Genomic DNA, 25,855 nt, shown 5'->3' on the forward strand with positions numbered 1-25,855 from the left:
GTGATGTTGAAACGAAAGAATAAAGAAAGAGGGCATGAATTTTAAAGTTGTTTTTCACTTGTTGATGCGGATTTTGCTGATTGCGGCGATTGCCTTGGGAAGCTGCATTCCGGTGGCCCTGATTTACGGTGAGCTTATTTCTCCCTTTGTGTTTACCGCATTTATCGCCCTGTTTGCTGCCGGTTTGTTGTATGCCCTGGGGGGAAGGCACGAGATTGATACCTTTTCGCGACGCGAAGCTTATCTGTCGGTTTCGTTGTCGTGGCTTTTTATTTCGCTGGTTGGGGCTTTGCCTTTTCTGTTCAGCCAGGCCATTCCTTCGTTTACCGATGCTTTTTTTGAGTCGGTCTCCGGCTTCACCACCACCGGGTCCTCCATTCTTGCGGATATCGAAAGCTTGCCAAAATCGATCCTGTACTGGCGGAGCATGACGCACTGGATTGGCGGCCTGGGGATTATTGTGTTGGTCATTGTGGTCATGCCTTCTTTGAATATCGGGGGGTACAATCTGTTTACGCTCGAATCGTCGTTTCAGGAAAAAATACATCCGCGGATTAAGTCGGTGGGGCTTCGGCTGTTGTACATCTATTTGCTGCTTACCCTGTTCGAGGTCGTTTTCCTGTTATTGGGGGGGATGAACCTGTACGAGAGTGTTTGCCACGCTTACGGAACAGTAGCTACAGGTGGTTTCTCTCCGAAAAATACCAGCCTGGCCGGATATTCGCCCTACATTCAGTATGTGGTCACGGTTTTTATGGTGCTTTCGGGAACCAACTTTGTCATCCATTATTATGCGGTGAAGCGCGAATTCAAAAAGATAAAACAAAACGAAGAACTGCGTTTTTATTTGGGGGTTATCCTGGTGGCCGGACTCTTTGTTACGGCATTTCTGTATCTCCATACCGACCGCGACCTGGAACTGGCTTTCCGCGAATCCTTTTTTCAGGTAGTTTCCATTGTTACCTGTACCGGCTTTGCCACGGCCGATTATCTGCTGTGGCCTACTATTGGTTGGGTGGTGATTTTCTTTTTGATGTTTTTTGGAGGAAGCACGGGCTCAACAGCCGGGGGCATCAAGATGGCGCGTCACATGGTGGCCCTTAAAAATGTGACACATACCATTCGTACGCTCATTTCACCCAAGGCCGTCATCCCGTTGCGGATCAACCAGCGTTCGATCAGTTATGAGGACAATAACGGTATTTTGACCTTTATTCTGTGGTACTTGTTGCTGTTTTTGTTCGGAAGCTTGATCATGATTTTGTTGGGCTCCGATGTTGCTACTTCGGCCAGCTCGGTAGCCACGGCTATGGGTGGCATTGGCCCTGGCCTGGGAACGGTTGGTCCCGCAAGTAATTTTGCCCATCTGTCCGAACTTTCCAAAATTACCTTGACGGTGTTCATGATCTTGGGACGGCTTGAAATTTATACGGTCATCATGCTCTTTACCCCTTGGTTTTGGGAAAGCTGATGCTGATTTGGGACTATTTAGAGAATAATAAATACCGGCGCATTCTTTTAGGTTTGGTTCAGGCATCTTTTGCTTAACATGGATTTAACCGGATTACCGTTTTTTTATACCTTGCTTATCCGTATTTTCGTGCCCTAAATAATCGAATCGTATGCTGCTACAGGTTTTGCTTTTAGTTGGAGGTTTTGTGTTGTTGATTAAAGGGGCCGACTGGTTAATCACAGGCGCGTCGGCGCTCGGCAAGAAGTTCAATATTTCGGATTTGGCCATCGGGCTCACCATTGTTGCGTTTGGAACCTCGGCGCCCGAGCTGGTGGTGAATGCCATTGCTTCGTTTAACGATAAGCCCGATTTGGTTTTTGGGAATGTGATCGGCAGCAATAACATCAATCTGTTTGTTATTCTTGGTATTACGGGTTTGATTACGCCTCTGGCCGTAAAATCGAGTACGGCCTGGAAAGAAATTCCCATCTCGTTTGGGGCCATCATGGTGTTGTTTGTGCTGGCCAACGATTTTGCCTTCGATCATTCGTCTTTGCTTTCGCGCATCGACGGACTGCTCTTGATGGGCTTGTTCGTTTCCTTTTTATTTTATGTGTATAAAGAAATTAAGTCGGATGTCATTCATGCCGATTTGCACCTTCAGCACTTGTCGAACCTGAAGATCGCTTTATTTATACTGATTGGCATTGGCGGTCTGGTGGGCGGTGGAAAGATGGTGATGACCGGCGCCGTTGAAATTGCCCGTATGCTGGGCGTGAGCGAAAAGATTATTGGCCTGACCATTGTTGCCCTGGGCACTTCACTTCCGGAACTGATGACCTCGGTGGTGGCCGCGTTAAAAAAGAACGTTGATATTGCAGTCGGCAACATCATCGGATCCAATGTTTTCAATATTTTTCTGATCCTGTCGGTGAGCTCACTCATCCGGCCAATCAGCTTTCAAGCTTCGTTTAATACCGATTTGTATGTGTTGGCCGGGGGGACCTTGTTTTTGTTCCTGGCCATGTTTGCCGGGGGGCGCAAGCAACTCGACCGCTGGGAAGCTGCCATCCTCCTGCTGGCCTACCTCGCTTACACGTATTTGCTGATTCGGCAGGAAGTAGGGTAGGCGCAATTAGTTTCGTGTCAGCGCTATACGGTTTTGCTGGTGTAACCCTGAACTTGTTTCAGGGCCTCATCGATAAGGAGGTACCGATCCGGCAGTTGCCTGACGGTATGACGCTATGGCAAGAGTACGGCGACACGTGATCAAGCTGCCAGTTTCGAAACAACGGCGATCAGGATATAGCTGATGATGATCAGCGGAAAGGCATATAATTTCAGCAAAATCAAAAGAACGATACAGAGTCCGGCAAACAGGAAGCGGACTTGGTTGCCCTGCCATTTCAGGTGCTTGACTTTCATCGAAAACATGGGCAGCTCCGAAATCATCAAGGCAGATAGCAGGACCATGATGGTGAGCAAATTAAAACGGCTCAGGATGATTTTGCTGATGGCCGGGTGATTCCCCAATTCCACAACCAGGGCCAGTGATGCGTAGAACAAGGCGTTGGCCGGAATGGGCAGGCCCAGGAAGTTGTCGCTTTGCCGGGTGTCGAGGTTAAATTTGGCCAAACGAAAAGCCCCGGCAATGGGCACCAGTAATGCAGACAGCAGAAATACCCATTGTAAGGGCGATGCTTCAATCAGCGCCAGGGGCCGGATATTCTCAAACATGGCCAGTTGGAGAAGGCTCATCAGGATGGCGGCAGGAGCCAGTCCAAAGGATACCAGATCGGCCAGCGAATCGAGTTGCTTGCCAATTTCGGAATAGGCATGCAACAGGCGGGCTGCCATTCCGTCCAGAAAATCAAACACGGCAGCCGCAACAATGCAACAGGCGGCCCAGACCAGCTGCCCTTCAATGCCCAGGAAAACAGCCATGCTGCCGGCTGCCAGGTTCAGCGCCGTGATGAAGTTGGGCACCCAAAAAAAGTAACTGCTCAGCTTGTTCATTAGCTCAACTCTCCAATGATGGTTTGTGATCCGGTTACTTTTTGTCCCAGCTTGACATTCAATTTGGTGTCGGTAGGCAGGTACAGGTCAACGCGCGACCCGAAACGGATGAAACCCATTTCCAGATCCTGCGTAACGGCTTGTCCGGGTTTCAGGTAGTTGAGGATGCGGCGGGCCAGAGCGCCTGCAACCTGGGTGGCCATAATTTCGCGCCCGTCGTTTAAGCGGATGGCCGTGCAGAAGCGTTCGTTCTCTTCGGCCGATTTATCTTTAAAAGCAGCGTAAAATTCACCTTCCTTGTGTTTCAAAAAAGTAACGGTTCCGGGTACAGGCACCCAGTTGATGTGTACGTTCAGCGGCGACATGAAAATGGAAACCTTCAGACAGCGGGTTTTCAGGTAATCTTTTTCTTCGCATTCTTCAATGACACAGATCTTTCCGTCAGCCGGGCTTAAGATGAGCTTTTCGTCGGTCGTGACCGGCCGGTGTGGATAACGAAAAAACTGTAGCACCATTACCAGCATAACCAGCGTGCCCAGCGTAAGCAAGCTGCTGAAGAACGAGGTGGTGATAAACAACCAACCGATCAGGTTAAGGGCAAGCGCCACCCAAAGGGTGTTGCGGATAATTTTTTTTCCCGCGGGATGAAATCTCATGGTTTTATTTTTTACGGGTGCAAAAGTACTGAATTTTACGTTCAGAATCAGGGATTGTTCGGGCTAAATTTCCGGTTTCCGAATTCGGCAACGAGAGCTCGTGCGTAGAGTTGGTTAGAAACCAACGACAACTTTGAGGTAGAACACAAAAACGGGGATGGCAAACAGCAGTGAGTCGAAACGGTCGAGCAGGCCGCCATGGCCGGGGAAACAGTTCCCGCTGTCTTTCCTGCCAAACTGGCGCTTCAGCATCGACTCGGACAGGTCGCCAAAGGTGGAAGCTACCACGGTGAAAAAGGCAATGACCAGCCAGTGGGGCAGGCTGATGGCTGGAATGTAAATAGACAGCACGTAGGCTGCACCCAGCGCTAATAAGGTGCCGCCAATGGCTCCTTCCCATGATTTTTTAGGTGAAATTCGTTCAAACAGGCGGTGTTTGCCAAAGCTTACGCCAAACAGGTAGGCTCCCGAATCGTACATCCAAATGATAATCAGCAGGGCAATCATCAGCTTGGGTGAATAGGTTCCGGCTGAATCAAAAACCAAAAAGTTTCCCAGACTGAAAGGCACGGCCACATAAAAGATGCCGGTGATGGTGGTGGTGATATTTTGTAGTGAAACCTCGCTCTGCCGGTACATTTCAGCCATGAAAACCAGCAGAAGCAACGGGAAAATTAGCAGGTATAAGACCGGTGACAACTTGCCGGATGCGATCAAAAAGGAAAGAATGAAGGTGAGGCCGCCAATCGACAGCCCAAGGATACGGTTTGGCCGTAATCCCGCAGTGGCCGGGAGTCCGTAAAACTCGGTCAGGCATCCCAGCAGCAGCACAACAAACAAGCCTGCAAATGTAAATTTACTTAGCAACAGACTCCCAAGGATGGCAGCAACCAATACAATTCCGGTCAGCGAGCGCGTGATCAGGTTCTTCAATGCTTCAGCTTTTTGAGTATTTCCAGGGCCAGTTCCTGGTCATCTTTTTGGACATAAACTTCGATCTCACCTATCGATGGGATCATGGAATCATGTTGGTTCAGCACCACACAGCGAAGGTCATTGTCCTCCAGAATCTCCCGGGCAATTTCAGCCTGAAACGTTTCGGCAGTGGTAAAAACCAGTACAAAATCTTCTTCCATTTGGTTAGATTAAAACGGTTCGTCACATAAAAGTACGAATAATTTTTTGGGCCCGTGCATGCCCATCACCAGCGTTTTTTCGATGTCAGCCGTGCGGCTGGGGCCAGTGATGTTGGTGACCATGGAGGGCAGGTTCCCGTTATATTTCTGCTGCAACTGTTCCAGGGCATCATCCAGATGGGCGACAAGCTGGTTTTTGTGAGCCACTACCAGGTGGGTTTCCGGGAAAACATGCAACCTTCGGCCCGAAGCACCTGCTGAGCTGACCATCACCGAGCCCAAATGGGCCACCAGAAACTCGCAGGGTGTGATGCCGGCCTGTAACTGGATGAAATCCTCAGCATCGTTTTGAAAGGCTACTTGGCCCTTCAGTGCCTGCTGTAAAACCGGGTCGGAACAAAAAATCCGTTCCAGGTTTTCTTCAGCGGCCAGTTGCTTGATCAGGGCCACGGCTTCCTGCAGGTTTTTGGGACGAAGGACTTTTCCGGCAACCAGTTCCAGGTTTTCCTGAAACCAGTCTGCCAGGCTTTTATCCGTTTGCAAATAAATAGGCGCTTCAAAATCCGGCTGAGCCGCAGTTGGTGCGTTTCTTTTTTCTGCGGCCTTCTTCAGTCGGCCAAGTATGTTTTCCCGCGATGACATAGGCGTCGGTTTAGTGGGTTTCTTCCGTTTCTTTTGCTTCAGTAATGGCGGCTGGTTTTTCCGTTTTAGTATCGTTGCCGTTGTCGCCAAGTTGTTCTTCTTTGGCCCACGGGCGCTTCCCAAAGATCGTTTCCAGGTCTTCGCCAAAGATCACTTCTTTTTCCAGCAGCTTTTCAGCCAGCGTTTTATGACCTTCCTGATGGTCTTTCAATACCTGTAAGGCTCGCTGGTACTGGTTGTCGATCAGTTCTTTTGCTTCGGCATCAATCAGTTCGGCTGTTTTTTCGCTGTACGGCTTGGTAAAGCCAAAGTCGGTTTGCCCGGTTGAATCGTAAAAGCTTACGTTCCCCACTTTATCGCTCATGCCAAAGATGCTGATCATGGCATAGGCTTGCTTGGTGATTTTCTCCAGGTCGTTTTGGGCGCCCGACGAGATGGTTCCGAACACGAGCTGTTCGGCAGCGCGTCCGCCCAGGGCCGAGCACATTTCATCCAACAGCTGTTCTTTGGTGGTGATGGAGCGTTCTTCGGGCAGGTACCAGGCGGCGCCCAGCGCTTTGCCACGCGGTACAATGGTCACTTTCACCAGCGGATGGGCATGTTCCAGCAGCCAGCTGATGGTGGCATGTCCGGCTTCGTGATAAGCGATGCGGCGTTTTTCGTCTTTCGAGATGATCTTGTTTTTCTTCTCAAGTCCGCCAACAATGCGGTCCACCGCGTCCAGAAAGTCTTGTTTGGTAACTTTATTACGGTTTCTGCGAGCGGCAATCAGGGCAGCCTCGTTACATACGTTGGCAATGTCGGCGCCCGAGAAGCCGGGAGTTTGCTTGGAGAGGAAGTTGACTTCCACCTCGTCGGCCAGTTTGATGGGACGCAGGTGTACCTGAAAGATTTCGCGACGCTCGTTCAGGTCGGGCAGTTCCACATGGATCTGGCGGTCGAAACGGCCGGCGCGCATCAGGGCGCGATCCAGAATGTCGGCCCGGTTGGTGGCCGCCAGGATGATCACCCCCGAGTTGGTGTCGAATCCATCCATCTCGGTAAGCAGTTGGTTCAGCGTGTTTTCGCGTTCGTCGTTCGATCCCATGTTCGGGTTTTTCCCACGGGCCCGGCCAATAGCATCAATCTCATCAATAAATACAATGCAAGGCGCTTTTTCCTTGGCCTGCTTAAAAAGGTCGCGCACACGCGAGGCCCCAACACCCACGAACATTTCCACAAAGTCGGAACCCGACATGGAGAAGAACGGAACATTGGCTTCGCCGGCAACGGCCTTGGCCAGTAAGGTTTTACCGGTTCCCGGAGGGCCAACCAGCAAGGCACCCTTGGGGATTTTCCCACCCAGCTTGGTATATTTGGCCGGGTTTTTCAGGAACTCAACAATTTCTTCCACTTCCTGTTTGGCCTCGGCCAATCCGGCCACGTCCTTGAAGGTCGTATTTACCCGTGAGTCTTTATCAAAGATTTTGGCCTGCGATTTTCCCACGCTGAAGATGTTACCGGCGCCTCCGGCTCCACCGCCGCCTTTACTCATGCGCCGGAAGATCCACCACCAAATGCCAATAATGATGAGGAAGGGGAAAATCCATCCCAAAATTTCACTGAAGTAGTTGTGTACGGTTTTATATTCCAGGGAAATACGGTCGGAGTCGTTAAAATCGGCCTGGGCACTGCGCAGGTTGTCTTCGAAGGTTTCTACCGACCCAATGGTGAAAAAATAATGCGGCCCAAACTTCGAGGGTGTATTAAATCCCTGGTTCAGTTTATCGGCATAGTCGGCATAGCTGTCTTCTTTCAGATAAATTTGGGCTTCTTCGCGGTTGACCACCACAATTTTTTCAATATCGTGGTTCTTGAGCATGGTGTTTTTAACTTCCTGCCAGTTGGTTTCAACGGGGCCCCCACCAAAGCTGAAATACTGAATGCCCAGGAATACGATAATCACGATCCCGTAAATCCAGTAAGGGTTGAATTTTGGCGGTTTCATACCGCCACTGAAGTTGCCCAGGTTGGAATTCTTCTTGCTTTTATTTGTTTTTTTAGTCATCTATTTCTTAATTTTCTGTATTAATTTCTTCAATTGCTGCGTCGGCCCAAAGGTTCTCGATATCGTAAAAATTACGTGCCTCATGCTGAAATACATGCACCATCACATCGGCATAATCCAGTAGTATCCAGATCGAATTTTTGTAACCATCCTTGTGCCAGGCTTGTTCTCCGGTTATTTCTTCCACCGTATCTTCTACCGAATGGGCAATTGCATCCACCTGAGTGGTGGAATTCCCGTGGCAGATGATGAAATAATTACATTCGGAGTGGTTTATTTTTGTTAAATCTATTTTGATAATATCTAATCCTTTTTTTCGTTCAATGCCTTCAATAATGGCATTAAGCAGTATTTGTGTGTCCCTCTCTTTTGGCGTTATACTCATAAATTCTTTTTAGGAATACAAAGATAAATTTTTTCGTTTATTTTGACCGTTAAAACAGTCTTGGGTAATAACCTGAGGATGAAAAAAATAGTTTACGATCATTTGTTAAAAATTTCAAAAACTTATGTCCCGATCCATCGGTCATACCATCATTTCGGTTCGGAGCACCGAAAGTACCAATAACTATGCCACCAGTCAAGTGCGTGAAAATGAAACGGAAGAGGGTACTGTCTTTTTGGCATACGAACAAACCTCCGGTCGCGGGCACCTGGCAAACAAGTGGGAAAGCGAACCCGGGAAAAATCTTACCTTTTCCATCTTCATGCGTCCGGTTTTTTTACCGCTCGATAAAACGTATGCCCTTTCGAAGGTCGTCTGCCTGGGCTTGGAGAGCTGTCTCAGCCGCCTGGTTGACCGGGTGAGCATAAAATGGCCCAACGATATTTATGTGGGCGACCGGAAAATTTGCGGCATTCTGATCGAGAATGGTATTATGAATGGCCAGATTTGTCAGAGTGTTATCGGCATCGGGCTCAATGTCAATCAAAAACAGTTTTTTTCGGATGCGCCCAATCCGGTCTCGCTGGCCATCTTAACCGGAGAGGAGTTTCAGCTGGATGAAATCCTGGATGAATTATTGAAACAAATCGATTTTTATTATCAGCTCTTGGCAGAGGGCCGGCTTCAGGAACTGGATCAGCTGTTTCTCGCGAAGTTATACCGCTTCGGAGAGTGGCATCCGTTTCAGGACGAAGAACACCGGTACACCGGAAAGATCATCGGCATCAACGCAACCGGCCAGCTCCGCATCCAGGAACAGGACGGCCCCATCCACGAATATCACTTCAAAGAGGTGGGGTATCTGTAAGGGGACGTTAGAAACTGTTTAAATTTTGCTCATTTTGATTTTTCGGATTACCCCGAACCCTAAAGGGAGCCCGAAAAATCAAACATACAGCCTTCAGGGGCGGAGTAAATTTTTTGATTTTGGGCGTGACTTTAAATTTTAAACAGTTTCTTATTGTCAGGAATTGACTTCTTGTCAACGGAATGATTGATTTTGTTTGGGAAAATGTCAATGGAATGATGTTTTTTCCCAGGCAAATGAATCGTCACGTGTTCTTCATCCCGACCCATAGTTCCCTTCAATCCATATCCGTCTTTTCGTCTTACCATCTCCGGATCTTCTGTGTATCTTCTGTATTTCTTCTGTATATCTTCTGTGTTTATGGATACAGAAAATACATAGGAGAAATAGAGTATAAACCGGCTAAATATGGAGATGCTATAGCGCTGGCAGCAGGAAGGACTTTGGCTGGCAGATCACCGGGATTAAGTAACCGATAGGAGTTCAATGGATAGGTCAGCGGCCGTAAAGATGGTTTGTGCGTTGTTTTTCTGTAAATAATTCATTTATTTTCACATATCTAAGCTAAATCAAACAAACGACCATGAACGAAATCTTCCTGTTGGGCGGCGTAGTCTTTGCCATTCTGCTGCTGCTTTTCCTGGTGTTGAAGTTGAAAATCCATGCGTTTATTGCCTTGCTGATCGTCAGCATCGTGGTGGGGGTGGTCAGTGGGATGGACTTTGGCCCGATCATCGACAGTATGAAAGAGGGGATGGGCAGCACCCTGGGCTTTGTGGCCACAGTGGTAGGTTTGGGCGCCATTTTCGGGCAGATGCTGGAATCGTCGGGCGGGGCCGAATCGATTGCCCTGTACCTGCTCAGCAAGTTTGGCGAGAAGCGGGCTTCCTGGGCGCTGGTGCTGACCGGCTTTATCGTGGCTATCCCTGTTTTTTTCGATGTGGGCCTCATCATCCTCATCCCGATTGTTTATGAACTCACCAAACAAGCACGGCGTTCGGTGTTGTACTATGCTATACCGTTGCTGGCCGGACTGGCCATTACCCATTCGTTTATACCGCCCACGCCGGGGCCGGTGGCGGTGGCCGAAATCCTGGGGGCTCAACTGGGGTGGGTCATCCTGATGGGCGTCATCATCAGTGTTCCCACGGCCATTGTTGCCGGGCCGGTTTTCGGGAAATACATCAGCAATAAAATAAAAATTGATGCCCCCGATTATTTTTCGGAGCGGGAGCCGGGTGAGGAACAAAAGCCTTTGCCGTCTTTTCCGACCATTGTTTTCATCATAGCCTTGCCCTTGGTGCTGATCGTCGGGAATTCGGTGGCCGAAGTGCTGTTCAGCAAAGGCATCATGCCGGATGGTGTGCTGTACCAGACCATCGGCCTGCTGGGGCATCCGTTTTCGGCCCTGATCATTTCCACCTTGCTGGCCTTGTACGTGCTGGGTGTGAAACGTGGTTTCAGCAAGGATCAGTTGATGGCCCTCTCGAACAAGGCGCTGGGCCCCGCGGGTTTGATCATTTTGGTGACCGGGGCTGGGGGCGTGTTCAAGCAGGTGCTGATTGACAGCGGCATTGGCGCCATGCTGGCCGAACGATTGGCCAACTCGGCCATGCCGCCGATTGTGTTGGCCTATCTGATTGCCGCGGTGGTTAGGGTGATTCAGGGATCGGCCACCGTTTCGATGATCACTGCCGCCGGGATTATGGCCCCGCTGATTACGGCTTTCGACCTTGGACAAATCGATAAGGCGCTGGTGGTACTGGCCATCGCTGCCGGGGCCACCATCCTGTCGCACGTAAATGATAGCGGCTTTTGGCTGGTTGGTAAGTATTTGGGCATGAACGAAAAAGAAACCCTGCGCTCATGGACGGTCATGGAGACCCTCATTTCAGTTGTCGGTTTTCTGTTGATTTTGCTGGTTAGCTTTTTCGTTTAAAAAGTGATAAGCTGAAGTTAAAAAGATTAATTTAGCGTGTTTGAATTTCAGTACTGCTACCGTTTGTGATACTGAAATTTCTGAACAATTAAGCGAATGTTATATGAAAAACACAAAGCATATCCGGATGAATAAATTACTCGTCTATTTTTTCCTCTTGCTGACTCTCTTCTACTCGTGTAAAGATGATGATCCTATTGTTGAGGAGGAAGATCCGATTGCAGAAGAGATTTTGGCTGCAAATGCCTGGATTCGAGAGAACATGGAGGATTTGTACCTGTGGAATAATAAACTGCCGGAAATTGACGATACCAAAGAAGCCGATTCGGAAGAGTATTTCTATAAGCTGATCTATGAAGCCGAAGATAAATGGTCGTGGATTACCGACGATTATGCTTCGTTGGCCGCCGAGTTTGCCGGGGTACCGGTAACCATGGGTTTTGATCCGGCCTTTTATTTGTTTTCCGATGGTACCAGTGTTTATATTGTGGTAAACTACGTGTATCCCGGTTCGGCTGCCGAAGAGGCCGGATTGAAACGCGGCGACATCATTCTTTCCATCAACAATACCAATCTGAATACGGAAAATTACTACACCCTGTATTCCGGCAGTGCTTATTCGGTGCAGTTGGGCTCGCTCAGCGGGAGTACCATCAGCCCGTCGGGTGTTTCGTACAGCCTGACCGCCCGGGTCACGACTACCAATCCTTCTGTACATCACGAGGTTATCGAAACCGAAGGCCATAAAATCGGTTATCTGGCATATGTGGAGTTTGTGGCCGGAAGCAACGATGGCTTTCTGGAGACGCTGGACCAGATTTTTACTGAATTCAACACCACGGGCATTACCGACCTGATTGTTGACTTGCGCTATAATCCGGGCGGAGAGATTGATGCGGCAGCTTATTTGGCTTCTGAGATTGCACCGGCAAATGTGGTTTCGGCTGGCGAAGTGCTGGTGGGAATGAGGTATAACGATGAGCTCCAATCATATCTTGAATATTCTGGCGAAGAGTATGCCGACTATCTTTCGTACCGTTTTCTGGACGATGTTAGTGGGAATGTCAATTTGCAGCGGGTTTTCTTCCTGACAACCTCAGGAACGGCTTCGGCCAGCGAATTGCTTATCACCGGTTTGGAACCTTACATGGATGTGGTGCACATTGGTGAGCCTACTTACGGGAAATATACCGGCGCCTGGGTGATTCCCGATGACCAGGAAGAATGGGCGATGGTGCCTATCGTATTGAAATATGCCAACACTTTTGGTTATACCGATTTTAAAGATGGCTTGACGCCTGATTATGTGCTGAAAGACGACGTGTTGGCGGGCATTCCGTTGGGTGATACCTCCGATCCGATGGTCGCCAAAGCGATTGAGCTGATTACCGGACAAACGACAATCGTGGCAGTTGCCAAATCGTCCAGGATGAAGGTGTTGGGAAAACAGCTTTTCCCCAAAGCCCTGGAGCTAAAGAAGAACCTGTTTGTTCCCGGTCCGGAGCTTCTCAGGTAGCAGAACCGGATCCCTATTTATGGGGATAGTCAGCTGCCTGTTTCAAATTAACTCTTCGGGATTGATGTCGCTGATGTCAATCAATTTGTTCATAATGGCATACATGGTAAGCCCGGAAATGGAGCGTATATTCAGCTTTTCGGTAATGTTTTTCCGGTGCGAAATAACGGTGTGGATGCTGATGTTGAGCCTATCGGCAATTTCTTTGTTGGCCAGTCCCAATGCAACCAGCCGGATCACGTCCTTTTCGCGCAGGGTGAGATCGCCGTTTTCGGGCAGAACAGCTTTCTGCTTGCTGGCCGATTTGCGGATAACCTGGATGAGCTGCTGTATTTGCAGGGCTGATGAGAATATATTTAGCCGATATTCGTAAGGCTGAGGTTGGTCGTCGTGAGAAACACCAACCAGAAACAGTTGGTTCGTACGCCGGAGCTTTTCATCGAGTTTGGGGGGGAGCTGCTGTCCTGCTTCCAGCATGACGATGACCAGGCTGTTGTTGATACCCGAAAACGCTTCCAGGTCGGAAACAGAAACCAGCTGGGTAATCTCCATGCTGAAGTATTCCTGAAGGATCACGGCCAGTCCCCGGCGAACAATTTCGGATGGATGGATGATAAAAAGGTTCTCTTCCATTGTTTAGCGGCTTCCTTGTTGCGTTAGTTCCTGTTCCAGTTTTTCCACTTGTACTACCAGAATGTTGTCTTCTATCCGGGCGTGATCGTACAAATCTTTCTCGAACTGGGCAAGCGCGAATAAGAACTCGTTCATGTCGTTGTGGTTGTACCCTGGTTCCAGGTATTTGATGATCAGGTTTTTCAGATCCGTTAGCTTTTCTTCCACATTGGTGTGCTCGTTTTCAAATACCTGAATCGAAGTTTGGTCGTTTCGAAGCTGCCGGTTTTTATACAGATCGATGATGTACGGGAAAACTTTTTCGTCTTCTAGTTGAAGGTGGAGCAACAGTTCGTGTTTGTACTTCTGGTAAAACGAACCGATCATTTTCAGGCTGGCGCAGTCGTTTCCGCAACTCACCAGAACCTGGTTCAGCAACCGTTCAATTTTGGGAAGCACATAGCCAATGTAATAGTTATGCGTATTTTTTAGGTAATCGATCAGTAGCAGCGGCGAAAACGACAACAGTTCCGCTTCGGGGAAATAATTCTCGTCGTTATAGGTATTGACGATGGCCAGGAAAAAATCGGCGTTCACCTCTTGTTCGCGGCACAATTCGCCAATCGTTTTTTCCTTGAATCCCAGCCGGATGCCAAAACGGTTGATCACCGGTAACAAGTTGTAGTTACTGGTAACCAACGAGCTCATTTTATCATTTTTATTAAAAATCTTCATAAAGCTTTTTTGATCCTGTCATCTATTTTTCTGCTTGTAATGATGGCTAACTGTATTACAACAGCTGTTAACCGGCTTGGTTGAATAATAATGGTGAAAAAACGCTGCCGTGCCACCGGGAGTGATCGTCCCGTTCATCTTTATGTCTGCATGAATCAGACGCAAAGGTATATTACATAGGTCAATATCTTTTATCCCAATTTATAGGGATTTTTTGCAGGGGCATGTGAATCTGTATCACCGTGGAAGCGGACTTCTTCTTGCGAAATATTCTGTTGTAACTGAAGAATCAAAAGGTCTCCCGGAGCTGCTTATCCGCTAAGCGGTTTCAAACCATCGGGTGCATATCCGCTAAGCGGTTCCATTTCATTGGGTGCTTATCCGCTAAGCGGTTCCAAACCGCTAAGCGGATTATGAACTAAGGGGATTACTGAAACGCTAGTTTGATGTTGGATGTCAGAAGACTTTTTTCAGCATACTTTCATCAATCAGCATCATCGACTGAACGTAGAAATCTTTTTTGTCGAGACCGACATATTGAAATGTGAGATAATTATTTGCCAGTGTGCCTTTTTTAGAGCCTGCAAAACTTTTCAACCTCTAGCCGGAAAATTAATCATCGGGTGCTTATCCGCTAAGCGGTTTCAAATAATCGGGTGCTTATCCGCTAAGCGGTTTCAAACCGCTAAGCGGATTAACTAAGGGGATTACTGAAACGCTAGTTCAATGTTGGATGTCAGAAGACTTTTTTCAGTATACTTTCATCTAGCAGCATCATCGACTGTGCGTAGAAATCTTCTGGGTCGAGACCGACATATTGAAATGCAAGATACTTATTGGCCAGTGTGCCTTTTCTTAAACCGGCGAAATCGCGAAACGATGAAAACTCCCATTCTTCCGGTTTGGTTACCAGTCCGGCCATTACCGGATTTTGGTGAATATAGTTAAAACAGGTGGTAAGGTAGTCGGGCACAGACGCGTTAAACGATTCGGATCTGCTGAGCGCTTTTTCAAATTCAACATCATTCAGGCATTTTGCTTTGGTATTATGCGAGAAGAGTTTGCCACGCCGGTTTTCCTGTTTGTTAATTGCCTGTGCGTAGCTGCTCAATAATCCCCCAATGTTTTTGGACAATATTTGTAATGCAGGTCTGTGCTTTTCCGTTGTGTTTGTGCAACCGTCTTCTGTGGCAACTACAAGAAAATGAAAATGGTTTGGCATTAAAACCCAGTCAAGAATCTCACAATATGGGGCAATAAGTTCTTTCGTTTTCTTGAGGAAAAACAGATAATTGTCACGATGGTGAAAAACCGTTTCGTTTGATCGGTTGTAAATGTGATAAACAGCATTTGGTTCGAAATGCATTTTTCTTTTAAAGTTAGTTATTTATTCTGCCATATTCACTTCTAGGTAAGAACTCAACGTTTTTTATGTATCTGCAAGGCGGGATGTTAAGACAGTTAGCTGGTTGCCATCGTGAGCGTATCAGCGGGTGCTTATCCGCTAAGCGGTTTCAAACCATCAGGAGCTTATCCGCTAAGCGGTTCTAAACCGCTAAGCGGATTATTGAAGCCATCGTTCGATGTTGGGTTTCAGAAGACTTTTTTTAGCATACTTTCATCTAGCAGCATCATCGACTGAACGTAGAAATCTTTTTGGTCGAAGCAGATACATTGAGATGCAAGATTTTTATTTTGCAGTATGTCTTTTTAGAGCCTGCAGAGCTTTTTAACCTCAAACCGGAAAATTAATCATCGGGAGCGTATCCGCTAAGCGGTTCTAAACCGCTAAGCGGATTACGGAAACGGTTCCAAACCGCTAAGCGGATTACGGAAACGGTTCCAAACCGCTAAGCGGATTAATGCATGGTTCCAAACCGCTAAGCAGATGCAAGCGCAATTATTTCAGCACGATTAGCTTTTCCTGTGGTTGGGTGAGGGAGCCAAACGGTTCGGCTTTATACCCGTGTTTGCCGAGCAGGTTTTCTACCTCGGTGATGGCATCCGGTTCAACGGCGATCAAGAGTCCGCCGCTGGTTTGCGGGTCGCAAAGGATCAGTTTGTCCTGTTCGTTGCGCAGCTGAACATTTTGCCCGTAGCTGTCCCAGTTTCGGTGCGTTCCGCCCGGGATGCAGTCTTGTGCGATGTATTCGTCCACCTCTGCGAACCGGGGTATCTTGTCGAACTCGATGAGGGCCGAAAGCTTGCTCCCCTCGCACATCTCCGTTAAATGACCGAGCAGGCCAAAGCCGGTAACATCGGTCATCGCTTTTACCCCGCCAATCAAGGCCAATTCTTCGCCAATCCGGTTGAGTTGTGTCATCGCCTCGGGGGCCAGGCAGGCATGTTCTGCTTTCAGTTTTCCCTGTTTTTGTGCTGTGGTGAAGACGCCTACGCCCAGTGGTTTGGTGAGGTAGAGCTGGCAGCCAGCTGTGGCGGTGTCGTTTCGTTTCAGGTTGTCAAGCGCTACCTGCCCGGTAACGGCCAGCCCGAATATTGGCTCGGGGCTGTCGATACTGTGACCGCCAGCCAGGATAATTCCGGCTTCTTTGCAGGCTTGGCGGCCGCCATCCATCACCTGGCGGGCAATTTCGGCAGGCAGTTTATTTACCGGCCAACCCAAAATGGCAATGGCCAGCAGGGGTTTTCCGCCCATAGCATACACGTCGCTGATGGCGTTGGTGGCCGCGATTTTCCCAAAGGTGAAAGGATCGTCCACAATGGGCATGAAAAAGTCGGTGGTGCTGATGATGGCCGTGCCATCGCCCATATCGTAAACGGCAGCGTCGTCGCGGCTTTCGTTGCCTACCAGCAAGCGGTTGTCGCGGATAGGGTCGATGTTGTTGTGCAGGATGGTGCTCAGTACCTTGGGTGATATTTTGCATCCACAGCCTGCGCCGTGACTGTATTGGGTGAGTTTTATCTCATTCATGGCTGAAATAATTTATCAGGGTTTCTGCATTTTTTCGGGGGTTGGTGTCTTCGAGCGGCAGGTAAACTACCTTTGCCGGATCGCGAAGGCTGATACCTTTCCGGTACGATTTATCGTAATAATGAAGTGTGCGTTTTGCCACTTCGTAATAGTTTCCTTCTTCCAAAAAATGCAAGGCTTCGTTGGCCGCCAAACCTCCCAGGCGTTTCGAAATCCGTTCGATGGATGCTGCCAGATGCTGCGGCGGGCAGTTCCCGTATTCCTCCACCAGGTGATCGATGCGCTTTGGTTGCGGAATGTCCAGAAAATAGACCGTTTGATTTCTTATTTGGTTGAAGAGGTTAAGCGGAATTTTCACACCGCCGATATTGTGGCTTTCATCCTCCAGCCAGATGGGCTTCCCGATGTTTAACCGGCGGAATTCTTCCTGCAGGTTATTCGCAAACTGCTCGATCGTGGGTTGTTCCGGCTGATCGATCCCGCCAAAGGCAGAACCTTTGTGGCAGGCCAGTCCCTCCAGGTCAACCACCTGAAGCCCGCGAGCCTTCAACGCATTCAGCAGATGGGTCTTGCCGCTTCCGGTATAGCCGCCTACAATGCGAAGCCTGAACGGCTGGGCAAAGAAATCGAGCACATAATTACGGTAGGCTTTGTAGCCGCCTTCAAGCACATATACTTTCCGGAACCCATTGTCGGCCAAATGTTGAGCGAACGAGGCGCTGCGCATGCCGCCACGCCAGCAATGAACGACCAGCTCTCTGGCCGGCGCCACTTCTTCGGATTGCGAGATGAACTGATCCAGTTTGGGTGTTACCAGTTGGTAGCCCAGTTCGATAGCCTTCTCTCTCGATTGCTGCACATAGACGGTCCCAACCTGTGCCCGTTCGGCATCCGAAAACAAGGGAATGTTGACGGCTCCCGGGATATGGCCCTTCCGGTGTTCGCCGGGTGAACGCACATCAATTACCGGCAGGTGTTTCAACTGCTGGTAGTATTGATGAATGGTCAGTTTTTGGATCATGCGGTTCACCGGAATTTTTAAGGAAGCAGTCTGTCTGTTAACGATAAGGCAACTTGGTTAACATGTCGGCCAGTTGGTTGATGCCTTCTTCCAGCTTTTTGTTCACCATCATTTTGATCATCATGCTCATTTCGGCATGAAGGGTCAGCCGCATTTTCGTCTGGTATGCCGACTCAGGAAGCAGTTGGATCCAGAACGTGATGCCGATGGGTAATCCGCCCGAACTGTTTATTTTGATGGTTTTGGCCGGTTCGCGTTCGATGATGCGTATTTCGGCCTGCCCCATCCCCGAAATGTTGAAACGGCACGAGTCGGCATCCGACTCAAAATCCGTTACCTTAATTTGCGGCACCGATTCGTTGATTTTCGACAATAACCCTTCGTTTACATAGGTTGAAAGGTTCTCAAAGTTCGACAGGTAATTGTAAACAATGTCCTGATTTTGCTCAATCAGCTTTATGTCGCTGACGTATTTCTGTGTACTCATGGTGGTTGTTTCATTAAAATGGAACAGGATGTTTGACGAATTGTCCCTACTTTGATAATTGATTTTTACAAAACAGAAACATCCCCGACAGGGCCGGGGATGTCACGATATCGTTTGAAGGATGGTTCTGCTTATTTGCCCCAGTTTGCCGGGTCTTCCCGCCATTTGTTCAGCGATTCCACCTGCGATTCCTGAATTTCGCCGGATTCCAGTGCCACTTCAATCAGTGTTTTGTAGCGGCTGAGGGTAGTCAGCTCAATACCTGCCTGGGCAAAGTTTTCTTTGGCAATGGGGAAGTTGTAGGTGAAAATAGCCATCATGCCCAATACATCGCCGCCAAAATTTGTAATAGCCTCGGCTGCTTTCAGGCTGCTCACCCCGGTTGATACCAGGTCTTCAATGACTACCACTTTTTGTCCGGCTTTCAGGTCGCCTTCAATCAGGTTCTCCAGTCCATGGTCTTTCGGTTTCGAGCGAACGTAGATAAAAGGCAGGCCAAGTTCCTGGGCTACCAGCATGCCGATGGCAATGGCGCCGGTAGCAACCCCGGCAATCACTTCAGCTTGAGGGTATTTCTCGCGGACCAGTTTGACAAATTGGTCACGCACATAGGTACGTGCTTCGGGGTAGGACAACAATTTCCGGTTGTCGCAATAAATCGGAGCTTTCCAGCCTGATGCCCAGGTAAAAGGGTTTGATGGTTGGATTTTTATTGTGTTAATTTGTACGAGCTTTTTCGTCACTTCCAGGTGGATGTCTTGCATAATGTTAAATGTTTTTACTGAATTCATCGCAAATGTACAAAGTTTTTTTCAATGAGTACCAGCTGAGGTTTCTGTTCGAAAATAAGAATTCATCTAGGGTTAACATTGGTCAATGTATTGATATTGAATGCTTTGATGATTTTTGGGGCTTGATCGAAAGGCTGGAAAGCGGAAAATATGCTGAAGAACTTTTTATTGGCTGCCGGATTTCCCCAAACTTGTTGAAACAACTTATTAATGAAATGACACTTATTCCGGCTGCCGGGGGTTTGGTGAAAAACGAGCATGACCAATATTTGTTTATCCGGAGGTTAGGGCGCTGGGACTTGCCCAAGGGGAAGATCGAAAAGCACGAGCCGGTGCGCGATGCGGCCCTGCGCGAGGTGGAAGAGGAATGTGGACTGAGCAACTTACAGATACTGCGCGAATTGCCGCCAACTTTTCACATATACCGCTCACCCTATATCCGGGAGAAAAACAACCTGGTGTGGAAACAAACTTCCTGGTTCGAAATGATTCATACAGGGCAAGGGGCACTTGTTCCCCAAATCGAAGAGGATATTGAGGAAGTGCGCTGGTTTGGCCGCCACGAGCTGGATGAAGTTTATGCTTGCACCTATGCCAATTTAAAGGAATTGCTCCATTTCTATTTTGCCTGACGCCGCCACTCTTCCACTTGCAGTTTTTTGAGGATATCCGACAACTGCCGATCGAAGCCATCCAGCGGATTGAGTGCAGGGGCCAGCTTCAGTAGGCCGTCCGGGGAAATCAGATATGTCGTCGGAAAGCTTTTCACCCGATATTTTTCAGCTTCTGTTGGTGAAAAGGTGAAGAACTCACCAGTCCATTCCTGCTGGGCAATCATGTCTTTTTTGGCCAGTTCACTCTCCGGAATGAGGTTCACAACTAGAAGTTTCCCGACAAATGGCGCTGCGCTTTTTTTCAAGTGATCCAAGTGTTGGCGGCAAATAGGATTGGTAACGCTGGTGAAATGCAGGTAAACAAATTTTCCGCGAAAGGCGGCCAGCTGAGTTTGTTGGCCGTCAAGCGCGGTAAAGCGGATATTTGGCGCTTCGGTACCCGGCAGCAGGTAGGTGAGCTTCTGTGTCAACTTGGCGGCAATTTCCTTTTTTTGGGCAGGCCAGTCACTTTGTGCGATTTTATTCAGCAAGGTCAACAGGCTTTGCTGTGAAAACTGTCCGGTGTAAAAGGCATCATGGATCGATTTCAATATGACTAATTGCGCCAGGTTTTTGTCCCAGTTTTTCTGTTGAATAAGCGCATCTTCAATTTCTTTCAGTTTGGCCTGGGCTACCAATCTGCCGAATTGTTCGCCATCCACGGCATTGGCCAGCTGGCCGAAATAGTTGGAGAAGAGCTGCTCGAACAAACGATAGCAAGTGGGCACCAGCAAGTTGGGCCGATGATCGACAAAGCTGCTTGTGGCAAAACGTTCGTTCCGGCCTTGGTGGAGGGCATACTCAGCGCTGGCCAGGCGGTAAAATTTGTAGTCTTCGAACGTTGCGTTTGCGGTGGGGGGGAACTGTTGCAGAAGGGCTGCTTTCAGTGAATCAACGGCAGCAACCGATTTGTCCCGGTAAATCTGCTGAAAGAAGCGATCTTCCTGCCGGGCAAATTCCAACTCGAAAGCCTGCACCATCCGGTTGAGGTCGGTTGCCGGGGCGTTGACCAGTCCAAAGGGAACCACCTCGGGCTTGAAATACGGATTGCGCCGCTCGGCCCCACTCACCGGCCGGTAGGGTGGGAGCGCCAGGTGGTATTTTTTTCCGGGTTCGAGGAAAATGTAGGCTTGCCAGGCATCAAAGTCGGCCTGGCAAAAGCTTGTTTTGTTGAGCTTTAGGCTTGTGGAAAACGATCCGTCGGATTGGAACTGCCAGGTGGCCACGGTCGTTTTTTCGCCACTGACCGGCTCAGTCAGTTCGTATAACGTAATGGTTTTTCCTGCATACTCAGGCGCTTTCCCCGAAATAACGACGGTTTGGTTTTGTCCCTCCACGATGGAAACAGAAAGCAGGGACAGCAATACAAAAAGCAATTGCTTAATCATCTTCCCGCGTAAATTCATCCATATTCAAGCCTTTGGGCAAAAACATGCTGGCATCGCCGCCATGCAGGATGATGTCGCGCACGATGGTGGAGTTCACCGGGGTGTGTTCGGGCATAGTGAGCAAAAATACAGTTTCGATTTGCGGGTGCATCTTTTTATTTACTTGCGCAATGGCCCGTTCGTATTCAAAATCGGCCGAAGTACGCAAACCGCGTAGGATATAATTGGCGCCAACCTTTTTGCAGAAATCCACGGTGAGGCCTTCGTGGCTCATCACTTCCACCTTGGGTTCATCGGCAAAAACCTGCCTAACCCACGTCAGCCGTTTTTCGAGTTTAAAGAATGATTGTTTGTTGGAGTTGTAGCCAATCATGATCACAATCTTGTCGAACATGGGGATGGCCCGGCGAACGATACTTTCATGTCCGATGGTGAACGGGTCGAACGATCCCGGGAAGATGGCGATTTTTTCCATGTGTCCTTTGTTGAATTCAAAGACCAAATATAGCGGATAATATTTGGAAATGGACTTTGTGCCTGGCTTTATTCTCTTTGTGGGCGGTGCTTTGTCTTGTTCGGCATCTGCTGTTCTCTTCATTTAAATTGAATTTGACCTGCTCTTTCGCTCGGTTGATCTTTCTTTTCTACCATCTTTTGTGCCCAATGGCTTCGATAGCAGATGAGGGTTGATGATGAAAATTAAATTGCGATTGGTTCCAATGTTTTTCGGTTGCATGCTATTGCATTCTTTTAATATCTTGTGGGGCAATTTGATGAAGGGTTTTTCCTGATTGGCGAACAGAGGGGGCGTAGGCAGGGCTCAACGGATGTTGCTTTCGTTGCGGGGCATGAGGAATGGGAGTAGCCTTTCTGTTGGAGTGGGATGACCGTGGTTTTTTTATTGTTTGTATGAATTGGATGGAACGAATGAAAGGAAAAAAATGGATAGTTGGCCTGGGCTTGATGGTTATAGCGGTTCTGGCAACTGCTCAGTCTGACCTGTGCCGGAAATCAACCGAAGGGACCAGCTTTTGGTTCGGTTTTATGGAAAGCCGGAATTACCACTCAGCGCACTTCGTTGAAATTACCGTCACAGCCCGCGAAACCACCAATTTTCAGGTGTTTATTGGCCACGACGAAACGCCTTTCAACGGTATCTACACCGTGCAGACCAATAGTAGTACGCGTGTGCTCATTCCCTGGCAAATGGTCGAGGCTACAGGCTCCGAAGAAATACAGGACAGGGGCATCCGGCTGGTGTCCGAAAAACCGGTGAACGTATATGCCCTCAACTGGGATGCCAACTCGGCTGATGTCGCGGTGATCTATCCGGCTTCTTCACTGGGTAATGAATATTTTGCCGTTTGCTATGAACCGCATGTTAGCGAAAATAATGGTGTTTACGTTAATGGCCGGAATAGCGAGTTCTTAATTGTGGCTACCGAGGATGTCACTGCGGTGGCGATTGTCCCCTCTAAGGTAACCGATAAGTTGGTCAATGCCGGCGATACTATTAAAATCGTCCTGAATAAGGGTGAAGTGTATCAGGTGCAGTCGATGAATCATAATGGTTTAACCGGACAGGGCGACCTTACGGGCAGTTATGTCCTGGCCGATAAACCCATTGCCTTTTACTCGGGCTCTCTGGGAACAACCGTCCCTGCCGATTCCGGGGTCTCTGCATGGGATCATCTTTACGAACAAATCCCGCCCGTTCCTTCGTGGGGGCGCGATTATTATGGCGTTCCGCTCAAATCGAGGGAGCAGGACCGTTACCGCATTATGGCTGCCCAGGATGGGACGGTCGTTCATGTGGATGGGCTCGCACCAATTCTTCTCAACCGGGGCGAATTCAGCGAAATTGTCTTGTACCATAATCAACCCTCCCGTATTTATGCCGAAAAGCCAATCCTCGTGGTGCAGTATAGCCAGTCTAAATCGGTCGACAATGCCTACACTGGCGGAAACGGCGACCCGTTTATGATTGTTCTGAGCTCATCTTCGCAATCGAAAAACGACGTTACTTTTGTGACTTACGATTCCGACCAGATTAAAAAGTACTATGTTAATGTGATCACCTTAACCGAGGAAACCGTCAACCTCCGCCTCGACGGGAATGCCTTTCAAAGCGAATTTTCGCCTTTTCCCAATAGTCAGTATTCGTGGGCGCAGCTGGATTTGAATCCAGGTACGTACCGGATGTGGAATACGAATGAAGATCGCGGCTTCCTGGCATATGTGTACGGTTTTGGCGGGGTCGAATCGTATGGCTATGGCGTTGGATTTAATCTCGACCTGGTGCTCGACCTGGGTGAAAGTATCGACTTCCAGGGCGATACGCTTTTGCTGTGCCACGGCGAATCGCGCACCCTGGATGCCGGTCCTTATTTCGATTCGTATGCCTGGAACACGGGCGAAACTTCGCAACAGCTTACGGTTACCGAGGGGGGAATGTATGCCGTTACCACAACAACCATCGATGGGTGTGAGCTGAAGGATTCCATCTTTATTTATGTCAGCCATCCACAAACAAACCTGGGGGCCGACCTGGTGGAGGAGTGTTATCCTTTTTCCATGCAGCTCGACGGACAGGAGGGTTTCGAGGATTATCTCTGGCAGAATGAAGCTGGCGATACGATTGGCTCCGCCCGGTGGTATGAGGCAAGTCAAACCGGTGAGTACCGCGTTACCGTTACTGACCAATATGGCTGTAGTGCCGGCGATACGATGAATCTGGTGATTTTTCCGGTTCCGGAGCTGGAACTAAGTGGCGAAAATCTAATTTGCGGAGGACTGAGCAGTGAACTCAACGTTTCTTTTACCGGAGCGCCGGAATCTGTCTGGAATTATGAAGGCAGCTATAGCTGGTCAACAGATAAACCTTCTTTCCTCACTTTTTCTGACGAAAAGCTGACATCTGCAACAATTCGTGCAGCAGAATTTGGGACATACGATATTTATTATTTGTTGAAAACTATTGACGGGTGCGAACAGGCAGATACTTTCCGGGTAAGGTTCCACCAGACACCTACTTCTCCTTTTACATTTGATGATGATTCGAAATGCGAAGGCTACAGTAAAAAGCTGATTTATACAGGTCAGGCCACCGATAGCGCTACCTTTTACTGGGATTTGGATGGCTGTCAGTTTGTCGATACGCTTGATTGGCAAAACTACATAGTCACAGTGGGCGCATTTTTAGATAAGCCGCCATATATCAACTTGGTAATTGATGATAATGGTTGCTGGAGCGACACAACCATCATTCCCATGGGAGCAAAGCCCAATTTTATCATGGATGCCGACAACCTTAGAGGTTGCGATAGTTTGACGGTTCAGTTTTCGAGTACGTTGATCATTCCGGATAATGTGAATTATGAATGGGCGTTTGATGATGGTGAAGTTATAACCGGTCAACATGCCACGAAGCATTTTGATACGCCGGGATTTTATGATGTCCAATTAACCATTACCAACCAGGTGACTGGTTGTCAGAATGGGTTTACCCTCGATAGCATGGTGCGTGTTTTTCCGACGCCAACTGCCTCGATCGTGGCCGATCCCGGATTTTGCTATCCGGACTCTGCCCGGATTTTTTATGAATACAGTATCGACTCGTCCTTCTGTTACTGGGAATTTGATGGTGCCTCTCAACTGGGCGCTGGCAACGATTCCATCACGGTGTTGCTGGAAGACCCGCAAGGAACTATCCATTTAATAGTGGATGAATACGGATGCTTCAGCAAACCGGCTCAAGTGAGTCTAAAAAGAAAACCGCATTTTGACTTTTTTGCCGGGAACGTTGAAGAGTGCCAGCCTGCCTCCTTGTCATTTTTTGCAGCACAAACAGATCAATCGCTCGATTATTCCTGGCTCACCCCCTTTTCAAAGGAAGAAAAGGGAGAGTCAATTCATTTGGCATTCCCGGATTCGGGGAAGTATGATATTGGGCTGGTAGGGCTTTCAACTTTCACCGGCTGTTCCGATACTTTACTTAAACCTGACTGGATTTGGATTCATCCTAAGCCCATCGCGGCATTTGATGTGAATTATCCCATCGCAACAATTGAAAATGCCGACATCGAATTCAGCAACCAAACGCAATTTGCTGATGATTATCGGTGGGATTTTGGCGATACCGAAACGTCTTTCGCCCAAAATCCGCAGCATTCTTACCTCGAAATGGGAAAATTTACCGCCCGCTTGTTTGCCGAATCAAAGTATGGCTGTAAAGATACCACGGAGATGGAGATCCAGATCTTGCCTTTCAATGTGTACACGCCCAACGCTTTTCGCCCCGATAGTGAAATCCCCGAAAACCGGACTTTTATGCCAGTTGGCTTAGGTGCCGATCAGTCCCGGTTCAATCTGAAAATTTATGATCGCTGGGGACAAATCATGTTCGAGAGCAATACGCCCGATAATCCTTGGGATGGTGCCACCAAAAACGGAAACCCGGCCCCCACGGGTAATTATATCTGGATTTCTAGATTTTTTGACGTTCAGGGATATGAACACAGCCAAAAAGGACAGGTTTTACTGATCCGGTAATTTGAATTGAGAAGATTGAACTGTTAG

Annotated in this window: 23 protein-coding genes; 7 read left to right on the forward strand and 16 right to left on the reverse strand. The window is 48.5% G+C overall.

The annotated features are described in order from the left end of the window. Positions 1 to 34 precede the first annotated feature (34 nt). Both N2K84_RS11325 and N2K84_RS11330 read left to right on the forward strand, forming a co-directional pair. Positions 35 to 1,471 (forward strand): TrkH family potassium uptake protein, encoded by a 1,437-nt coding sequence (locus N2K84_RS11325; RefSeq protein ID WP_282591927.1) that lies wholly within the window; start codon positions 35 to 37, stop codon positions 1,469 to 1,471. Between the two features lie 151 nt (positions 1,472 to 1,622). Then, positions 1,623 to 2,582 (forward strand): calcium/sodium antiporter, encoded by a 960-nt coding sequence (locus tag N2K84_RS11330; protein ID WP_282591928.1) that lies wholly within the window; start codon positions 1,623 to 1,625, stop codon positions 2,580 to 2,582. 140 nt (positions 2,583 to 2,722) lie between these two features. Here N2K84_RS11330 and N2K84_RS11335 read toward each other — a convergent pair whose 3' ends face one another. The 7 genes from N2K84_RS11335 to rsfS form a co-directional block, all read right to left on the reverse strand. Then, positions 2,723 to 3,469 (reverse strand): CDP-alcohol phosphatidyltransferase family protein, encoded by a 747-nt coding sequence (locus N2K84_RS11335; RefSeq protein ID WP_282591929.1) that lies wholly within the window; start codon positions 3,467 to 3,469, stop codon positions 2,723 to 2,725. After that, on the reverse strand, positions 3,469 to 4,125 hold the full coding sequence (locus N2K84_RS11340) for a phosphatidylserine decarboxylase family protein (RefSeq protein WP_282591930.1): 657 nt from the start codon (positions 4,123 to 4,125) through the stop codon (positions 3,469 to 3,471). Before N2K84_RS11340 ends, N2K84_RS11335 begins: the two co-directional genes overlap by 1 nt. A gap of 114 nt (positions 4,126 to 4,239) precedes the next feature. Beyond that, positions 4,240 to 5,058 (reverse strand): phosphatidate cytidylyltransferase, encoded by an 819-nt coding sequence (locus tag N2K84_RS11345; RefSeq protein ID WP_282591931.1) that lies wholly within the window; start codon positions 5,056 to 5,058, stop codon positions 4,240 to 4,242. Next, positions 5,055 to 5,261, reverse strand: coding sequence for a putative signal transducing protein (locus tag N2K84_RS11350; protein ID WP_282591932.1), 207 nt, complete (start codon positions 5,259 to 5,261; stop codon positions 5,055 to 5,057). Before N2K84_RS11350 ends, N2K84_RS11345 begins: the two co-directional genes overlap by 4 nt. 9 nt (positions 5,262 to 5,270) lie before the next feature. Then, the gene (locus N2K84_RS11355) at positions 5,271 to 5,903 is read right to left on the reverse strand and encodes a LutC/YkgG family protein (RefSeq protein ID WP_282591933.1); all 633 of its coding nucleotides are present in this window, start codon (positions 5,901 to 5,903) and stop codon (positions 5,271 to 5,273) included. A 10-nt stretch (positions 5,904 to 5,913) separates the two neighbouring features. Next, positions 5,914 to 7,950: an ATP-dependent zinc metalloprotease FtsH gene (ftsH, locus tag N2K84_RS11360; protein WP_282591934.1), complete on the reverse strand. Its 2,037-nt coding sequence runs from the start codon at positions 7,948 to 7,950 to the stop codon at positions 5,914 to 5,916. 7 nt (positions 7,951 to 7,957) lie between these two features. After that, positions 7,958 to 8,335, reverse strand: a complete 378-nt coding sequence (gene rsfS / locus N2K84_RS11365) for a ribosome silencing factor (protein ID WP_282591935.1) — start codon at positions 8,333 to 8,335, stop codon at positions 7,958 to 7,960. A 124-nt stretch (positions 8,336 to 8,459) separates the two neighbouring features. Here rsfS and N2K84_RS11370 point away from each other — a divergent pair, with 124 nt between their 5' ends. The 3 genes from N2K84_RS11370 to N2K84_RS11380 all read left to right on the forward strand — a co-directional run bounded on the left by N2K84_RS11370 (position 8,460) and on the right by N2K84_RS11380 (position 12,658). After that, positions 8,460 to 9,203, forward strand: a complete 744-nt coding sequence (locus tag N2K84_RS11370; RefSeq protein ID WP_282591936.1) for a biotin--[acetyl-CoA-carboxylase] ligase — start codon at positions 8,460 to 8,462, stop codon at positions 9,201 to 9,203. 583 nt (positions 9,204 to 9,786) lie between these two features. After that, positions 9,787 to 11,142: a GntP family permease gene (locus N2K84_RS11375; RefSeq protein ID WP_282591937.1), complete on the forward strand. Its 1,356-nt coding sequence runs from the start codon at positions 9,787 to 9,789 to the stop codon at positions 11,140 to 11,142. Positions 11,143 to 11,245: 103 nt separating this feature from the next. Then, on the forward strand, positions 11,246 to 12,658 hold the full coding sequence (locus N2K84_RS11380) for a S41 family peptidase (RefSeq protein WP_282591938.1): 1,413 nt from the start codon (positions 11,246 to 11,248) through the stop codon (positions 12,656 to 12,658). A gap of 42 nt (positions 12,659 to 12,700) precedes the next feature. Here the strand turns inward: N2K84_RS11380 and N2K84_RS11385 are convergent, their stop codons facing one another. The 7 genes from N2K84_RS11385 to pyrE form a co-directional block, all read right to left on the reverse strand. Beyond that, positions 12,701 to 13,291, reverse strand: coding sequence for a helix-turn-helix transcriptional regulator (locus N2K84_RS11385; RefSeq protein ID WP_282591939.1), 591 nt, complete (start codon positions 13,289 to 13,291; stop codon positions 12,701 to 12,703). Between the two features lie 3 nt (positions 13,292 to 13,294). Further along, entirely contained in the window at positions 13,295 to 14,005 is a 711-nt protein-coding gene (locus N2K84_RS11390) for a hemerythrin domain-containing protein (RefSeq protein WP_282591940.1), read from the reverse strand. Between the two features lie 736 nt (positions 14,006 to 14,741). Then, the gene (locus tag N2K84_RS11395; RefSeq protein ID WP_282591941.1) at positions 14,742 to 15,116 is read right to left on the reverse strand and encodes a hypothetical protein; all 375 of its coding nucleotides are present in this window, start codon (positions 15,114 to 15,116) and stop codon (positions 14,742 to 14,744) included. Positions 15,117 to 15,905: 789 nt separating this feature from the next. Next, complete coding sequence (selD, locus tag N2K84_RS11400; protein ID WP_282591942.1) at positions 15,906 to 16,937, reverse strand: selenide, water dikinase SelD; 1,032 nt, start codon at positions 16,935 to 16,937, stop codon at positions 15,906 to 15,908. Continuing rightward, positions 16,930 to 17,958 carry a tRNA 2-selenouridine(34) synthase MnmH gene (gene mnmH / locus N2K84_RS11405; protein WP_282591943.1) on the reverse strand — a complete coding sequence of 343 codons (1,029 nt, stop codon included), beginning with the start codon at positions 17,956 to 17,958 and terminating at the stop codon, positions 16,930 to 16,932. Before mnmH ends, selD begins: the two co-directional genes overlap by 8 nt. Positions 17,959 to 17,995: 37 nt before the next feature. Beyond that, complete coding sequence (locus N2K84_RS11410) at positions 17,996 to 18,445, reverse strand: hypothetical protein (protein ID WP_282591944.1); 450 nt, start codon at positions 18,443 to 18,445, stop codon at positions 17,996 to 17,998. A 131-nt stretch (positions 18,446 to 18,576) separates the two neighbouring features. After that, on the reverse strand, positions 18,577 to 19,209 hold the full coding sequence (pyrE, locus tag N2K84_RS11415) for an orotate phosphoribosyltransferase (protein WP_282591945.1): 633 nt from the start codon (positions 19,207 to 19,209) through the stop codon (positions 18,577 to 18,579). A 32-nt stretch (positions 19,210 to 19,241) separates the two neighbouring features. Between pyrE and N2K84_RS11420 the strand changes: the two genes are divergently transcribed. Further along, entirely contained in the window at positions 19,242 to 19,868 is a 627-nt protein-coding gene (locus N2K84_RS11420) for an NUDIX hydrolase (RefSeq protein WP_282591946.1), read from the forward strand. Here N2K84_RS11420 and N2K84_RS11425 read toward each other — a convergent pair. Both N2K84_RS11425 and coaD read right to left on the reverse strand, forming a co-directional pair. Further along, positions 19,856 to 21,277 carry a peroxiredoxin family protein gene (locus tag N2K84_RS11425; RefSeq protein WP_282591947.1) on the reverse strand — a complete coding sequence of 474 codons (1,422 nt, stop codon included), beginning with the start codon at positions 21,275 to 21,277 and terminating at the stop codon, positions 19,856 to 19,858. The two genes, N2K84_RS11420 and N2K84_RS11425, sit on opposite strands and share 13 nt — an antisense overlap. Then, positions 21,270 to 21,875: a pantetheine-phosphate adenylyltransferase gene (gene coaD / locus N2K84_RS11430; protein ID WP_282591948.1), complete on the reverse strand. Its 606-nt coding sequence runs from the start codon at positions 21,873 to 21,875 to the stop codon at positions 21,270 to 21,272. The genes N2K84_RS11425 and coaD overlap by 8 nt, the downstream gene beginning before the upstream one ends. Before the next feature lie 320 nt (positions 21,876 to 22,195). Here coaD and N2K84_RS11435 point away from each other — a divergent pair, with 320 nt between their 5' ends. Further along, entirely contained in the window at positions 22,196 to 25,828 is a 3,633-nt protein-coding gene (locus N2K84_RS11435) for a PKD domain-containing protein (RefSeq protein WP_282591949.1), read from the forward strand. Positions 25,829 to 25,855 lie beyond the last annotated feature (27 nt).

It is taken from the genome of Gaoshiqia sediminis (genome assembly GCF_025907915.1).
Classification (GTDB): domain Bacteria; phylum Bacteroidota; class Bacteroidia; order Bacteroidales; family Prolixibacteraceae; genus Gaoshiqia; species Gaoshiqia sediminis.

Excerpts from the sequence above, each read along its gene's own strand:
- N2K84_RS11350 (WP_282591932.1), bottom strand. The coding sequence starts at position 5,261 with ATGGAAGAAGATTTTGTACTGGTTTTTACCACTGCCGAAACGTTTCAG.
- N2K84_RS11375 (WP_282591937.1), top strand. The coding sequence starts at position 9,787 with ATGAACGAAATCTTCCTGTTGGGCGGCGTAGTCTTTGCCATTCTGCTG.
- N2K84_RS11370 (WP_282591936.1), top strand. The coding sequence starts at position 8,460 with ATGTCCCGATCCATCGGTCATACCATCATTTCGGTTCGGAGCACCGAA.
- pyrE (WP_282591945.1), bottom strand. The coding sequence starts at position 19,209 with ATGCAAGACATCCACCTGGAAGTGACGAAAAAGCTCGTACAAATTAAC.
- N2K84_RS11425 (WP_282591947.1), bottom strand. The coding sequence starts at position 21,277 with ATGATTAAGCAATTGCTTTTTGTATTGCTGTCCCTGCTTTCTGTTTCC.
- coaD (WP_282591948.1), bottom strand. The coding sequence starts at position 21,875 with ATGAAGAGAACAGCAGATGCCGAACAAGACAAAGCACCGCCCACAAAG.
- N2K84_RS11410 (WP_282591944.1), bottom strand. The coding sequence starts at position 18,445 with ATGAGTACACAGAAATACGTCAGCGACATAAAGCTGATTGAGCAAAAT.
- mnmH (WP_282591943.1), bottom strand. The coding sequence starts at position 17,958 with ATGATCCAAAAACTGACCATTCATCAATACTACCAGCAGTTGAAACAC.
- N2K84_RS11340 (WP_282591930.1), bottom strand. The coding sequence starts at position 4,125 with ATGAGATTTCATCCCGCGGGAAAAAAAATTATCCGCAACACCCTTTGG.
- ftsH (WP_282591934.1), bottom strand. The coding sequence starts at position 7,950 with ATGACTAAAAAAACAAATAAAAGCAAGAAGAATTCCAACCTGGGCAAC.
- N2K84_RS11435 (WP_282591949.1), top strand. The coding sequence starts at position 22,196 with ATGGAACGAATGAAAGGAAAAAAATGGATAGTTGGCCTGGGCTTGATG.
- N2K84_RS11355 (WP_282591933.1), bottom strand. The coding sequence starts at position 5,903 with ATGTCATCGCGGGAAAACATACTTGGCCGACTGAAGAAGGCCGCAGAA.
- rsfS (WP_282591935.1), bottom strand. The coding sequence starts at position 8,335 with ATGAGTATAACGCCAAAAGAGAGGGACACACAAATACTGCTTAATGCC.
- N2K84_RS11385 (WP_282591939.1), bottom strand. The coding sequence starts at position 13,291 with ATGGAAGAGAACCTTTTTATCATCCATCCATCCGAAATTGTTCGCCGG.
- selD (WP_282591942.1), bottom strand. The coding sequence starts at position 16,937 with ATGAATGAGATAAAACTCACCCAATACAGTCACGGCGCAGGCTGTGGA.
- N2K84_RS11420 (WP_282591946.1), top strand. The coding sequence starts at position 19,242 with ATGTACAAAGTTTTTTTCAATGAGTACCAGCTGAGGTTTCTGTTCGAA.
- N2K84_RS11325 (WP_282591927.1), top strand. The coding sequence starts at position 35 with ATGAATTTTAAAGTTGTTTTTCACTTGTTGATGCGGATTTTGCTGATT.
- N2K84_RS11330 (WP_282591928.1), top strand. The coding sequence starts at position 1,623 with ATGCTGCTACAGGTTTTGCTTTTAGTTGGAGGTTTTGTGTTGTTGATT.
- N2K84_RS11380 (WP_282591938.1), top strand. The coding sequence starts at position 11,246 with ATGAAAAACACAAAGCATATCCGGATGAATAAATTACTCGTCTATTTT.
- N2K84_RS11390 (WP_282591940.1), bottom strand. The coding sequence starts at position 14,005 with ATGAAGATTTTTAATAAAAATGATAAAATGAGCTCGTTGGTTACCAGT.
- N2K84_RS11335 (WP_282591929.1), bottom strand. The coding sequence starts at position 3,469 with ATGAACAAGCTGAGCAGTTACTTTTTTTGGGTGCCCAACTTCATCACG.